Below are 12,933 nucleotides of genomic sequence, written 5' to 3'. Positions count from 1 at the left end.
AAATATGAACGATGAAGAATTTATCTCAGCTGTCCATCGTCATCGCGATGAGCCTGCGGCTTGCCTTGAGTTTCAGCCAAGAATTGAAAAATTGGTTGACTTTGAACACTGCCGACAAATTTGCGATTTCGTTCACGGGTTTGAAGCAAAGTGGGAGCGCCATGTTGCTACATCTTCACTTCACACCACACTTCCAAGGGAACGTGGTGTTTACATGTTTGTTTGGCGTCCCCCGTTCGAGTTTGCGTTCGATCCGAATGGCAAAGAGTGTGTGAACTATATTCTCTATGTGGGTAAAGCCGGAATTGAGAATGGTACAACGGACACAATTCGAGATCGGTACTATTCAGAGTACCGCAAATTTGTTAACTGCGATCCGAATACCCTTTGGGATCGGACAGCTGATACTACACGAGAGCAACGCCTGCGGAAATTCTTGAACCTACGCCCGTTGGAATTCTGGATGCTTCCTCTACCGTTGATAGACGCGAAAGAGATTGAGCTTGTTGAGCGTCAGCTTATCAGGGTTTTCAATCCGCCGATAAACCGAACACACGGAACGAGACTTCGCCCGAGTAAACCTGAACCTGCTTTTTAACGAGACAAACATGAGCAACAAAACTTTCATTCCCGCTTTCCAATGCTCTGTCGGCGATTGGAAGTACTACATTTGCATGATGAAGTACGGCGAAGTTGCACGGCAAGTTAACTTTGCTTTCGAGCTTGGTGCAAACGAAGAACTCGGACAGCTAATTCAGAGAGGGATTTCAAGCCGCACCAAGGGCATAACTGAGTACTTAGTGAAGTCTGAGCACCGGTTTTTGGGTTCGATGGTTGTCGCGGCTTGGGGAGGCGAGCCTGAGTACACACGGCTCTCAATGGACGATCCCGATGGAATTCTCAACGGCTTAGATCGTGAGTTCGGTGTTCTGACCTTTGATGGAACACAGCAGTACTTCGCTTTGGATGGCCAGCATCGTTTAAAGGCAATCAAAGATGCCATCAAGCAAAAGCCGGAAATTGGCAAGGAGGATATTTGCGTGTTGCTCGTTACTCATTACGACAACGATGAGGGTCGCCTCCGCACCAGAAGGCTTTTCACGAATATTAATCGGAATGCAAAACAAACCGGTGCGGCCGAGAATATCGCTCTTGATGAGGACGATGCGTTTGCTGTTCTGACGCGAAGAGTTGTGGAAGAGCATCCGTTTTTGAAGGAAGATGGCAGGGTTCGCGTTATCCTTTCGCAAGGCGCGGAGGGCGAGCTGAAACTCGCGTCAGGTAGTGTTCCAAAAACGGAGGCGAGAGCACTGACGACTTTTACGGTCCTTTATGACGTTATCAAATCTCTATCGTGGGATCAGCCAACAGTTTTACATGACCGTACACGCCGACCGAGCGACGTAATTTTGGAAGCGGCTTACGAGTTGGTAAGTGCTCGAATTGATGAATTGTTAGTTGCTTGCGGTGATGTAAAGAGCAAACTTGAAGCTTGCTCATCCGCGCGTGAACTACGTGCACCGAAGGATGCAGAGGGCACGGGGCATCCTTTCATGAGGCCCGTGATCCAGAAGGCGATTGCTCGAGTTTCAGCGAATTTGATGGTGCAAAAAGTTCTTAGTTGGGATGAGCTGCTCAAGAGGCTGTCGAAGCTTCCGTGGCAACTTTCCGAGGCTCCATGGCTTGCCGTCTTTAGCCCGGACGCTGGAAAAATGCTTACTGGCAAGGAAAACACCGTGTTGCTTGAACAGCTACTGAAGGTCCACCTTGCTCCACCTAGTATCCAAGAAATCAAAAGAGCCAGAAAGAATTTTAAGGATGTTCGTGGATCGCAGTATGAGGTAGCCGAATCGGATCTCAGTGTTTTGGTCGTTAAAGAGGCGGGTTCCCATGTCACTTCAGGTGAAGACACCTAGGTGTCGCGTGGTTTAATCAGTTCAAGGCTATGTGTTTTTTGTAATTAGCCTATGCCCCCGGAGTTGCAGCCCAGCTTGCTCAAGCTTGGCTTGCCACTTGCTAGCTGAGAGTTGGCTGTCGGCGGTGGGCAATAGACCAACGCGTTCTTCTTGTTTCGCCAATGCTTGAAAGAGTTTCGCTTTCGGGTGTTCATTGTGCAGCAGCTCATCCTTGCGGAACAGGAGCGGAGGATCTTGCCAGTGCGAGTAGTCGAACAGGTCGATCGAGAGGGTTGGCAGACTGACCTTAATTCGTTGACGAAGAGGTGGGTGAGGCAGCTTCTCGAAATCTGGGTAGGCAACGTAGCTCACTTTGCCTGAAAAGCGATGCAACTTGATTACGTTCGCCTCGTCGATTTCGCCGACGAGGGCGCGGGCACATCCTTCGTAGATTCGCAGTAGTGGCTCGAGGTAGTCGAGTGAGCTTCGATGGAGGATGAGTGCGTTGTCGACGAGTTGGCCTACCGTCGCTCGTTGGCAGGCTTGGTCGATGGCGTCAGGATCGCCAGCTCGGAAGAGTAGTGCATCCGCTCGCCCGCACGCGATCTTGTAACCACCCAGGAACGACTTAACATCGTGCTGGATCGTTACCGGTAGCTTGGAAAGCGGTGGCCGCTTCTTGAATCGAGCTAACGCAAGATAGACCAACAAGTCTTCGGTTCGCTTTTGAGCGATCTCTTCCCATGGAGATTCGTCGGTCACCTTCTGAATCAGTTTGAATGCCCGTTTAAGCGATCCAAAGCGGTCGACCAACTCGGCTGTTTGCTCACATTCTTCAGGAGCCGGGAGTCGCCCGTACTGCGTCAAACACCCCATCAGGGGTTCGAGTACGTCTTGGTTCTGCTCAAACAAAACCTCCGATATCCGCCGACGAGGAACCGTGATCCGTCGGTGGAATCGGTTCGCGATAAACTGTTGCTTCGCTTGCTCGTCTTTAAAGACATAAAAGACGCCTGGCGCGGCGGTGATCGCGTCTTCGCCCAACTCGGATTCGATGTACTCCCGAAGCTCATGCTGGTTATAGTATTTCTGAAAGGTCTGACGCGAGGTCAGCACACCATCCCCGAATTGCTCCTGTTCTTTATCGGGGGCAGCAAACTCAATTTGTGCTGCGACGGTAAGCAAACTGTCACAGAGGGACCATGCTTTGTGAAGTGCCTGAGATCGCTCGTTGATATCTTCAATCACGTTGAGGACGTAACTCAGATTGACGATCTCGGCCCGTGTGATGGCCGCATCGGGGCGGAAGCTCGGATCCCAGCCCGTGCATTCGATTTCCATGTTTTCGAGCAAGTCGAGATCACGACCGTGCCCGCATCCGTAATCGAACATGGTCTTTGACTTATCGAGCAGGCCGTCCCTGAGCATGCACTTCACGGGAAGCGAAAAGCTGGCTCGTTTGATTGCCGTCCGATGACGCTTGATTTTTACCGGCGTGTTCTCGATCACGACCGCTTTCCTGTGTTGACCATGTGATGTCGCAAACTGCTTTGCGCGAGCGTAGAATGCTCGAAAGAGGACAATTCTAGCCTGTAACAAGCACCGCGACGACATGACACGCGAGCCGTCTTCATGAATCAAAACCGCAATCAAGCACTCCCTGATGTCATCACGCGATCGCACTTACTCACCTTTGCCGGCGAGTTTGATGAACTCGGCATCCCTTTAGGCTACAGACCTTCGCATTCGCACGACGTCGAAATCGATGGAAAGCTTTACCCACCACCGGCGATCGTCGCACTCGCGGCCAAGGCGATTACGGGATCAGTTCCAGAGCCTGGTTTCTGTGCGGGGAAGGGGACGAAGTGTTTTCAGATCCTGGAAGATGCCGGTTTCTCAATCCGGCGAAAGACGAAACATGTCTAAATTGCCCAAACGCTCGAAAACGTTCAATGTCGGCAAAGACATCGGCGGCGCGGTCTACATGCATCGCTCTTACATGGATCTACTTCCGGGAGTCGTGGCAGAATGCTTCAAACTGATTGAACACAAGATGCAATTCTCTGTTGTGAAGTATGCCGAAAAAACGGAAACCGTTTCGTTTATCGAAAGCTCCGACTTCGATTTGGTAGATGAACCCACAGTCGGTGAATTTGCAACTGTGACGTTTGGTGGCAAGGTCAAACGCCGAAAACGCTTGTCAGACCCGTACATCTATCATCACAAATGGTTGTTCGTCAAAGATGACTACGTTGGTTTCGACGTCGAAGAGAGCAAGCAACGGTCACTCGCATGGCTTGCCCTTGATGGAATCGACAAGAAGCGAATTGGAAGACTCAGCTACTGGCAAGAGCACGTCCTACCGAGATTGACACCCGGCAAGGAAACCTGGCTGAACAGCGAGGAAATGGCGTCTCGCTTAGGCGTATCTTCGTGCGAGCTTTCGCACCTTCGTGAGGCAGGTAAACTCTCGTATAAGAAGAAGGGCAATGCCTTTCTCTACATCGTTGATGATGAGGTGAACGAATGAGCGAACGCGAATCGACCAGCGATCCGATCGTTGATCTTGCGAGGCAGTTGCTGTCGCTGAATAGCCAGGCAGTCTCGATCTATTCACCGATCGTTGAGCAGATTGTCACTCAGCAGTCGACTGATCGCAGTTTGATTGAATCCACGCTCGATGGTTTGCTCGGATTCGCAGGGACGGAAGATGGACTGGCACTATTCAAAAAGCTCTGCCGCTATTACTGGGATCTCGGTCCGCTCGCAACTGCGAGCTACATCAGTGCCTTCCGCGAGATGTGGGACGAGGAATCGCTGGATGCATAAGCGGGGTCGCTTCGACGCCTCGATCATCTGCAATCCGGCGGAGGTGTCGGCGAACGAGTGGCTGACGATCGACGCGGTTCGCGAACGAATGACCGCGAACTCAGATCGCAAGAGAGAACTCTTGAAGGTGTTGTTTGACCGACTCGCTCACACCGAACTTTGAACGATGAAGATCTACCTCGAGGACGAGCGAACCACGCCTGACGGTTGGCACCGTGTGTATTGGCCGGACGAGGCGGTTGAGTTGCTGAAGACTGGATCGGTCACCGAGATCAGCTTGGATCATGATCTGGGCGACGATGATCGCGGGACCGGCTACGACGTCGTGCTTTGGATCGAGGAGCAGGTCGCGTTGCACGGCTTCGTGCCGCCGGCGATGAAGGTTCACTCGGCGAACGTGTCGGCGAGGACGAAGATGGAGAATGGAATTCGGGCGATCGAAGCGATGATGCGTCGGCGAGTCGATTAGTTTGAAATTTGATACGAAGCGATCGTTGCCATCAAAACAACAGTTGTTCTTGGTGGTTTAGCTCCAATTTTTTTCCGTCGAACTCAGTGGCTGCGTCGCTTGTTTTCCGGCGTTCGATGAATGCCTCGATGTCGTTCTCATAGGGGAACCAGTGAAACATGAGTTGGGTGTCAGCCTCGTTCGCGATGGCATTGAACCACTCGCACCGCTTTCGCATGTCTTTGAACATCGCGTGCCACTGCTTCTCTTTCGCGCCGGCTTCCAACTCTGACATCGTTTCGATGTGTTCCACCTTGAGGCGGAACGGGCATCCCGACTGCAGTTGGTTTCGCCGTCGTGCGATGTTCGTGGAACGACCGATCTTCACGAATCGTTTACCAAGGAACTCGCAGGTGATGAAGTAGACGCCAGAATTCGACAAAGTTCATGAGTCCGATTTTGGTGGAGAACGGGTTGTTGGCAACGAGATCGAGCGAGGTGAGTTTAGGACGTTCGCAAGCTGACCAGATGCTGGCCGCCGGTGGTGGCGATTTCCGTACTCACATCGAGCCCCGGCGCAAGACGCGAGAGGCGGTCGACGAGCCACTCGGCAACCGCTTCGGCGTCTTGGCGGGTAGGACAACGAGCCATCGCCTCGCGGCCACCCTTTCGCTCCAATCGTTCCGCCGCAGCAATGATCGGAGCCGGGTCGACGACGATCAGATGATCGGGCCAGGGCACGACCGGGTCATTCGATCCCTTGCCGGTGTTGCAACTCTTGTGAGCCAAACGCTCGGTCGGCAAGTTGCCCTTGTCCTGTTTCTTCTTCTTCGCCCGGCCCTTACTCGTCCGAGTGTCCAAGCTCGCTCCGCGGGGATCGTTCGGCGACATGTCCGGCTCAACCGGTTCGTCACACAACCAACATCGCCAACCGTCCGCCTCGCCCACATCCTGAAGTTGTCCCATTCGTCTTACGCTCTTTGGTGAATACTCGATATCGTTCGATTCCCTTTCAATGTATCACCTGGTCTGAAGTCGCAAACGGACAAGCAAGTCATTCAGAGCTGGCCTTGCCGACGGCAGGTCGGGTAGTTTGCTTTGATCGTAAGCCGCTTCCAATTCAGCAGTCAGTCGTTCGTACTGCTTCGTGTGAAAGTCGAGATCAGCCGCGTCGAGGGTTCCCTTCTCGGGACCAGTTCGCTTTTGGGCAATCAGGTCGTCGAGGAATGGTAGCTTCGCGGTTTCGTTGAGTTTGATGAGGTTGGCTTCGACTTCGCCGGTGCGCACCAGATGGATGCCGGTCAGCAGGACGCGGTAAACGTACAGCAACGGTTTGACCCTTGGCGGCGATTCTTTGCCGAACAGTTTCCATTGGGTTGCGGCGAAGCCGAGGTAGTGATGGGCGTGATGCTTGGTGATGCAGTTGGACGCGATTGATTTCAATTCATCGAACTCGTCGCCCGCGAACACAACCAACGGCGAAAAGATCTGTTCGAGCACGTAGCCGTTGCGACGCAGCATCAGAGCGAAGAATTTGGATGCGTCGTGTGTGACCAGGTCGATTTCTAGCCCGTCGTACATGCCTTCCTTTTCGACCGTTTGGTCGCCATCATCCAGGCTGACGACTGTTTCGATCGGCAGCAGGTGAACGCCGCGAAGATCGAAGTCGGAATCGGGCGACGGGAAGCCGTACAGATGCGCACCGCTAATCGTGGCGAACAGCAGCGGGTGTGGATGCACGCTGACGTGCTGCATCATCTTGTCGTAGTCGATCGTGGTGGCGTCGGTCATGGCAGGTCGGATTGGATGGCTCGCCGGCGGGCGTCGACGAGAAACGCATTGGCGCGTTCGTAGTCGGGACGGTCGGGGAGTGTGGTGGTTTTGAACGCGGATTCAAATTCGGACTGCAGGCGTTTTCGCCATCGGTCGGCTTCGTCGAACGACATCTCGCCGCGTTTGATTGTCAGCAGTCTCTCGCGATGCTCGCCGACATCGACGATCATCGCGCCTTCGCGAAGAACATGGGTGCCGGACAACAACAATCGAATCAAATGCATGACGTGCTTCCACTTCACGCGGCCTTGGTTGCGGATGTCGGTTTGCATCTTCTTGAATTGTGATGCAACGTAGCCCGAGAACGTTTGGAAAACGAGCTTCGACAAGAACGCTTCTCGCATCGCCAGCAGTTCTTCGCCGAGCGGCGTGACGTTTTCGACGATCGGTGAATAGAGGCATTCCAGAACGTTCGGGTTCGCCTTGAGCGCGAGCACGATGAACTTCTGCAACTCCCAGTACACTTCCTGCGTTTCATCGTTTTCGAGTTGCTCGGGAACGCCGTACAACGACCAATGCAGATCGGCGGTCGGTAAATAGATGCCTCGACGATCGGTGTCGGACGCTTCATCATCCAGTCCGTAAGCCCGCGAGCCGATCACGCAGCGATAGATGACTCGTTCGTACAGCCCGGCACTGGCCAGCGATGCATCGGCGTCGCGAATCGTTTGGCTTTTGAACTCCGCAAGCCGAACGAGTTGGTCGTGATGGATCGGAGCCTCGAAGCCGTCGCTGAACTTCACTCGGTAAGCATGCGTGCGATCGACTGGGCTGCGGACGATGACGCCAACGGCACCGGCCGGATGAGCAATGCGATCGTTCGCCGCCATCACGTCTTTCTGAGCAACGACCTGCGTGCCGACGGAGTAGATCAGGTTGGATTCGTTCGACACGGACATGCATTCGCTCTTGGCCAGGATGGACAGACAGTATTCTGTCGACACAAAACCATTCTGGCTAGTTCGCCGGCAATGTCCGAGAAGCCGGAGTGCGATGCGAAAGTTAGCTCACTTTGCAGGTGTCGGTGGTGCAGCGGCCGGTGAGGCGGAGGCGGTTTTTGGCGAAGATGTGGTAGCCGAAGTTCATGGCGTGGGAGACGCCGGGCAGGCGGGTTGGCCAGACGAGTAGGCCGAAGCCGACGGCGGCGTAGAGCCGGCGGAAGACTTCGACTCCGATGATCCATTGGGCGGGCTGGCCATCTTTGGCGGGTAGCCGGCCGTGGATTTCGTCCATGAATTGGTCGGGCGTTTTGCCGTAGTTGGAGGCGTTGAATTCAGCAGCGGCGATGTCGGTGAAGCGAATGTTTTGCTTGCGGTCGAGCCAACGCAGGAGTTTGATCTCGCGGACGCAGAGTGGACATTCGCCGTCGTAGAAGACTTCGACAGAATGGTCCCGAGTAACACTGTGATCGGGATTAGTGATGTCGGTGCTCATTCTGGTTGCAACCGGATGAGGACTTCGTTGCGACGCAGCGGGCCAGGTGTGAAGGGTGGATCGTAGGAGGCGGATTCGACGTTGGTGGATTCGGGATCGTCGGAATTGGTTTGGGCGGCGGTGAGGTTTTTGGTTTTCATCCACTCACGGAGTTTGGTTTCGTTTTCTTTGGCGAGCTTTTCGCTGAGGCGACCGGAGAAGCGGATGACGGCGAAGCGTCCGCCGGCTCGTTTGCGGATCGCGACTCCTTCGCCGGTTGGTTGTGGAGTGCCGGCGACGGCGACTTCTTTGGGCATCACGAATCCCATTTGGGCTTCGGTTTCGTCTTTCTCCATGAACACGGGCGTGGTCATCGAGATCTTTTGCTCGGCTTGGTTCGCGCCGGAGATGTAGCGGAACAGTTTCATAAAGCTACCGTCGCGGCCTTGGGCGTCTATTTGAGTGGTCGTCGACGCGAGCATCAGGTCGGGGTATTCGCGGATCTCGAACTTGCCGTCTTTTTCGATCACCTTGTATTCGGCGGATTCGTAGCCAGCTCGTGCGGTCATGTTCCAGCCTAAAACGCCGATCACAGCAACGGCGGCGATCCCCAGCATGTACGTCATTCGTTTTCGTGTCACTCGTTCGGCCCTGAAATGAATTGGCTTCCGTGAATAGTCGTCCGAGTAAGGATAGCCGAGCGGCTAGGCGGGGCGTCGATACATGTAAATTCCGGTAGGATACAAGTAACGCCGTCTGTCGTCCCTCATTCGTGACTTTCACTCCTCCGAGCCATGTCCGCTGAAACAAAACCATCGCCGCAAGAGCCGTCCGATCCCGCTTGCCCGGTTTGTGGCGGGGTGATGATCGACATTCGGGGCAAGCTTCAATGCACCAAGTGCCATCGGATTTGCGAGACTTGCTGCGAAGGTGGTCGTGGGTAACGACGACGGGATTTGAATGTCACTCGGTGATCTGATCATTCGTCTTTGCGATGCCGGCTTCGGTGCCTTCGAAGCGGCGCGGCGGTTGCTTTGCCAAAGAAGGGTGAAGACGATCACGACCTCGGATCTGCAATCCGCAATGACCTCGCGCGAGACTTCGCCGGTGTTAGTCGATGTCCGCAGCGATTCGGAACATGCGGTGTCTCGAATTCCGGGTGCGATCACGCAGCAGGAATACAAAGCCGGCTCGGAGGAATTGGCGGGCAGAAGGGTGGTGGCTTATTGCACGGTTGGCGGACGCAGTTATTTGTTCGCCCGGAAGCTGGTGGCCGGCGGCGTCGATGCGGTGAACTATCGCGACAGCATCCTGGGTTGGTGCCGTGCCGGCTTGCCGTTGGAATCGCCCGACGGAAAGGCAACCAACGACGTGCATCCCTACTGGCGGATCTTCCATGTCCCGGACGAGTACGAAGTGAGAACGAACGCCTCCCAAGACGCCCAATCCGGGTTATGAAGTCGACGTGGTTCCGCTCGCTCATCACCCAGAGACCATTTCGCACCGTGATTTACCGGGTTATTCGCGCAAACGAAGGCTTTCCCATAACCCACGACGAGAGACACCTGAGAAGGTTTGAAAAGCGCCCGGTTCGCTCAACTCCAATTAGACCCTTCGGTTTACTCCGACCGTCGGGTTATCGAACAAGCCGACGTTGGTCCCATGGACTGACGCCGGCTTTTTTCGTGGTTTACCGCAGTCCTGGCAAGGACTTACGTCAACGACCGATCCGCAGAGATCTCTCTGAGTGTCTCTGGAAAAGTACTATCCGGCCACCGGCGAAACGGTCTCTGGGCCGATCTCGGCCAAAGGTCTCTCTTGTCTCTGTACTATTTGACCTCAAGGTTATGAAGTCCCAGAGTGCTATCGGAAAAAAGTGGTCAACGTTGCTGGTGGCGGTCTGAGCCGAGAAGTGCAACGCAAAACCATTTCCGATACCTTATATCGGTTCAGCGGTGCTCACACAGGGCTTCGATCAAAACCTGGCTTTGCGTCTTGGAAACTACTTGGAGATCACTTATGCGTGCATTACTGCCTATCACTTTGGTGTCGATTTTTGTTTTCGCTAGCCTCGTGAACGCGGACGACCCGTTACCACCATGGGACGTGACTCCCAGTGCTTCGGCATCGGATCAAAAGAATGGCTCAGTGATCATCAAGCGGTACTCTTTTGTCACAGGCTTTACAAGCAACGGACGTCGAGAACAGATTCCAGCTTCTGCCATTTGGTGGTGGGGTGAGCCGCAGCCAAATTCGGATGCTTTAGCCGAAAGTGGTACGATCAGCTTTCGAGACGATGATGTGCTGGACCGACCCATTGGAGAATTCAAAAAATCCGCCAAATCTGTAACTGCGACACTTCCAGCAAGTTATCGCGAGTCAGTTTTACATTGCCTGCAGTCGGGAACCCCGGTCCAAATTCAGTTTCGAACAGCAGACGCAACAGAAAAGTCAAAGCTGATTCTATTATTCATGTCCATTCGGTCACCGTCTCCAAACGACGTGGTCCCAAAACTGAAAGACTTGCCGTACCCATTTTAGCGGATGGATGTTTTCAAAACCGAATCGTCGCAATTGCTGAATGACGCCATCGGCAAAGCCATCAAAGAAGCTTGGCCAAAGCCTGGGCAACTGACGCTCGATGAAGACATCGTCAACAATGGGTTTTAGCGGGTTCAAATCGTGACCTAAGCTTCATCGACCTGCGGTCGTTGCCGCGGAAGGTGTGCGCCGATCGTCACGGTATCGAATCCATTATGCGTAAATTTGGCAACATTGTTTTAATCCTCACAGGCGTCACCGCCGCGATGGCGCTCTGTTGCCCGATGCTGGTCGTGCTTGGCTTCGTGGCACTCATCATTCCAGGATTGGTGCTGATCTCGGCTCCCACCGCGTTTGTTTATCTTGCGACGACACTCGGTATTCAGCGACTATTACCAACCAAGATCGGTTGGGCCGCGTTCCCGATCGCGATCTTACTTACGCTTGGACTGGGCTGGTTGGTCATGCAACCGATTCGCTCGTCAGCGATATCGGAGTTCCGCGCGGAAGTCTCACCCGACATTCTCCCTGGTAAACCGATCATCTTGACAGGAAACGTGTACGTCGAGAACGGCGAACTCTACCGGTCTCCCGAATGTGACTACTTATGCACAGTGCTTCTAGATTTACCGGGCGTCGAAAGTGTCACCGTCGAAAGCACCGGCCCGACTGGCCGAAAACGCGATCCTTCGGTTGCGGCGTTCGCTTTGGTCCGGACGGGTGATGATGCAGAACCAGGCGTATTCCCGTCAAATCCTGGTCAATTGATTCGCAAACATCCGGGACTCATGCGGCGAGTGAGAGGCAACGAGTTGCGACAGGTTGAGAAATCGCTCGAAGCCGATTGGGCGCTACGTCTTGCCGGTGTGGAGCGAATTGTCGAGGTTGAGCCAACACCCGCCGAAGAAGCGGATTGGGTCGTGCGTTTGGTTTCGACCCACAATAAAGAAATTCCACGAGTCGAACGAGTCGAGATTTCCCACACCGGCACGGACGTTCAATTTCGCAGGAGTGAAGTTCGACACTTTGTTCCTGGCAACGTCTTCTACTTCGGCTTTGATGTTCGATGGGGTGCCGGAACGATCTCTAACGCATCGTTTGGTATTGGCGGAAGTGATTGGAAGTCGTCGGACCAACAGATTGATTTGGAGCCGACGTTGTTGGAAGCCATCGAGGTACCGCTTCTCGCCGAGCTTGATGACACCCGCGAACGATTGCGCCGGGAAGTCCAACGCGCGATCGACGATCCCGACGCGAGTCCAGCCAGGCTGGAATTAGCGAGACGCTGGCTTTCGCTCTTTTTCTTCGACGCAGGCCCCGACGACCATCAATTGATCGCCCGCGTTGTCGGTGACCAGCGAGTGAAAGACATTGCCGGTCCGATCGAGAACGTTTTTTCCAAGGGCAAAACGCCGATCGAACTCAGAACCGCCTACGCACGACGGATTGCGTTCGATGATGCGACCGAAAAAGAACGATCGCAGTTAGCGAAAGCCTTATCTTTGATGCCACCGGGCACGTTCGCCAAACCCGATCCAGTTCACCTCGCCATTTGGACAAGACCCGAACTCTACGAACAGGCTGGGCATTTTCTTTCAAGGCTTGCTGACCTCGATGCTGAGCGTGCCATGCCCATTTTGCGCGACGCACTCGATCACGTTTCGACCAAAGACAACTGGCGCCAACGACGTGCGATGGTGGAAGGCATTCGAGACGCTTACGCGTCACTCGGGCCGGCCGCGAAGCAGGATGCCACGAGGATCAGCACTCTGGTTTTGCAGCGTCCGTCACCGATCACGTCTGGTTTCAATGATGTGCAAGCGTGGCGATTGACTCTGGCAAGGATGGGAGTCTCCCTCGATGACTTACCGTTCTTTCCCCACTCAAGCCAGCAGCAGATCAACCGGACCAAGACCCAAATCCGCGATCGGCTGCAACGCATTCAAGCCGAGATCTAAACACGATCGCTCAAAG

The 12,933-nt window shown here is 54.2% G+C and carries 18 protein-coding genes; 11 read left to right on the top strand and 7 right to left on the bottom strand.

Features of this window, described 5'->3' with window-relative positions:
• Positions 1 to 4 precede the first annotated feature (4 nt).
• Positions 5 to 598, top strand: coding sequence for a hypothetical protein (locus Pla22_RS17610; RefSeq protein WP_146516100.1), 594 nt, complete (start codon positions 5 to 7; stop codon positions 596 to 598).
• A gap of 10 nt (positions 599 to 608) precedes the next feature.
• Positions 609 to 1,916, top strand: coding sequence for a DNA sulfur modification protein DndB (locus Pla22_RS17605; RefSeq protein WP_146516099.1), 1,308 nt, complete (start codon positions 609 to 611; stop codon positions 1,914 to 1,916).
• 27 nt (positions 1,917 to 1,943) lie between these two features.
• On the opposite strand, the gene Pla22_RS17600 is transcribed toward Pla22_RS17605, so the two are convergent.
• A complete protein-coding gene (locus tag Pla22_RS17600; RefSeq protein WP_165440726.1) occupies positions 1,944 to 3,404 on the bottom strand; it encodes a DNA phosphorothioation-associated putative methyltransferase in 1,461 nt (486 codons plus the stop codon).
• Positions 3,405 to 3,527: 123 nt separating this feature from the next.
• Here Pla22_RS17600 and Pla22_RS17595 point away from each other — a divergent pair, with 123 nt between their 5' ends.
• From Pla22_RS17595 to Pla22_RS17580, 5 genes are read left to right on the top strand one after another with little or no spacing between them, the layout of a single operon-like run.
• A complete protein-coding gene (locus Pla22_RS17595) occupies positions 3,528 to 3,821 on the top strand; it encodes a hypothetical protein (RefSeq protein ID WP_146516097.1) in 294 nt (97 codons plus the stop codon).
• Positions 3,814 to 4,425, top strand: a complete 612-nt coding sequence (locus Pla22_RS17590) for a hypothetical protein (RefSeq protein WP_146516096.1) — start codon at positions 3,814 to 3,816, stop codon at positions 4,423 to 4,425. The genes Pla22_RS17595 and Pla22_RS17590 overlap by 8 nt, the downstream gene beginning before the upstream one ends.
• Positions 4,422 to 4,724 (top strand): hypothetical protein, encoded by a 303-nt coding sequence (locus tag Pla22_RS17585; protein ID WP_146516095.1) that lies wholly within the window; start codon positions 4,422 to 4,424, stop codon positions 4,722 to 4,724. The genes Pla22_RS17590 and Pla22_RS17585 overlap by 4 nt, the downstream gene beginning before the upstream one ends.
• Positions 4,717 to 4,887, top strand: coding sequence for an NUDIX hydrolase (locus Pla22_RS25310; protein WP_165440725.1), 171 nt, complete (start codon positions 4,717 to 4,719; stop codon positions 4,885 to 4,887). Before Pla22_RS17585 ends, Pla22_RS25310 begins: the two co-directional genes overlap by 8 nt.
• 3 nt (positions 4,888 to 4,890) lie before the next feature.
• The gene (locus Pla22_RS17580; RefSeq protein WP_146516094.1) at positions 4,891 to 5,193 is read left to right on the top strand and encodes a cyclic-phosphate processing receiver domain-containing protein; all 303 of its coding nucleotides are present in this window, start codon (positions 4,891 to 4,893) and stop codon (positions 5,191 to 5,193) included.
• A gap of 31 nt (positions 5,194 to 5,224) precedes the next feature.
• Here Pla22_RS17580 and Pla22_RS17575 read toward each other — a convergent pair whose 3' ends face one another.
• From Pla22_RS17575 to Pla22_RS17550, 6 genes are all read right to left on the bottom strand, one after another.
• Complete coding sequence (locus Pla22_RS17575; RefSeq protein WP_146516093.1) at positions 5,225 to 5,614, bottom strand: GIY-YIG nuclease family protein; 390 nt, start codon at positions 5,612 to 5,614, stop codon at positions 5,225 to 5,227.
• A 62-nt stretch (positions 5,615 to 5,676) separates the two neighbouring features.
• Complete coding sequence (locus Pla22_RS17570; RefSeq protein ID WP_146516092.1) at positions 5,677 to 6,138, bottom strand: hypothetical protein; 462 nt, start codon at positions 6,136 to 6,138, stop codon at positions 5,677 to 5,679.
• A gap of 54 nt (positions 6,139 to 6,192) precedes the next feature.
• On the bottom strand, positions 6,193 to 6,963 hold the full coding sequence (locus Pla22_RS17565; RefSeq protein ID WP_146516091.1) for a nucleotidyltransferase domain-containing protein: 771 nt from the start codon (positions 6,961 to 6,963) through the stop codon (positions 6,193 to 6,195).
• The gene (locus Pla22_RS17560; RefSeq protein WP_146516090.1) at positions 6,960 to 7,904 is read right to left on the bottom strand and encodes a nucleotidyltransferase domain-containing protein; all 945 of its coding nucleotides are present in this window, start codon (positions 7,902 to 7,904) and stop codon (positions 6,960 to 6,962) included. Before Pla22_RS17560 ends, Pla22_RS17565 begins: the two co-directional genes overlap by 4 nt.
• A 103-nt stretch (positions 7,905 to 8,007) precedes the next feature.
• Positions 8,008 to 8,439: a thiol-disulfide oxidoreductase DCC family protein gene (locus Pla22_RS17555; RefSeq protein WP_146516089.1), complete on the bottom strand. Its 432-nt coding sequence runs from the start codon at positions 8,437 to 8,439 to the stop codon at positions 8,008 to 8,010.
• Positions 8,436 to 9,059, bottom strand: a complete 624-nt coding sequence (locus tag Pla22_RS17550) for an SOUL family heme-binding protein (RefSeq protein WP_146516088.1) — start codon at positions 9,057 to 9,059, stop codon at positions 8,436 to 8,438. The genes Pla22_RS17555 and Pla22_RS17550 overlap by 4 nt, the downstream gene beginning before the upstream one ends.
• A 319-nt stretch (positions 9,060 to 9,378) precedes the next feature.
• Here Pla22_RS17550 and Pla22_RS17545 point away from each other — a divergent pair, with 319 nt between their 5' ends.
• From Pla22_RS17545 to Pla22_RS17530, 4 genes are all read left to right on the top strand, one after another.
• The gene (locus Pla22_RS17545; protein WP_146516087.1) at positions 9,379 to 9,876 is read left to right on the top strand and encodes a rhodanese-like domain-containing protein; all 498 of its coding nucleotides are present in this window, start codon (positions 9,379 to 9,381) and stop codon (positions 9,874 to 9,876) included.
• Positions 9,877 to 10,437: 561 nt separating this feature from the next.
• Positions 10,438 to 10,959 (top strand): hypothetical protein, encoded by a 522-nt coding sequence (locus tag Pla22_RS17540; protein ID WP_146516086.1) that lies wholly within the window; start codon positions 10,438 to 10,440, stop codon positions 10,957 to 10,959.
• Positions 10,960 to 10,962: 3 nt separating this feature from the next.
• A complete protein-coding gene (locus Pla22_RS25870; protein ID WP_261343149.1) occupies positions 10,963 to 11,088 on the top strand; it encodes a hypothetical protein in 126 nt (41 codons plus the stop codon).
• 86 nt (positions 11,089 to 11,174) lie between these two features.
• A complete protein-coding gene (locus Pla22_RS17530) occupies positions 11,175 to 12,917 on the top strand; it encodes a hypothetical protein (protein WP_242632138.1) in 1,743 nt (580 codons plus the stop codon).
• Positions 12,918 to 12,933: the final 16 nt, after the last annotated feature.

Origin of the sequence: Rubripirellula amarantea (assembly GCF_007859865.1) — a bacterium.
GTDB classification, from domain to species: Bacteria; Planctomycetota; Planctomycetia; order Pirellulales; family Pirellulaceae; genus Rubripirellula; species Rubripirellula amarantea.
The sequence above is the reverse complement of the archived record's forward strand: the minus strand, read 5'-3'. Positions and strand labels throughout refer to the sequence as shown.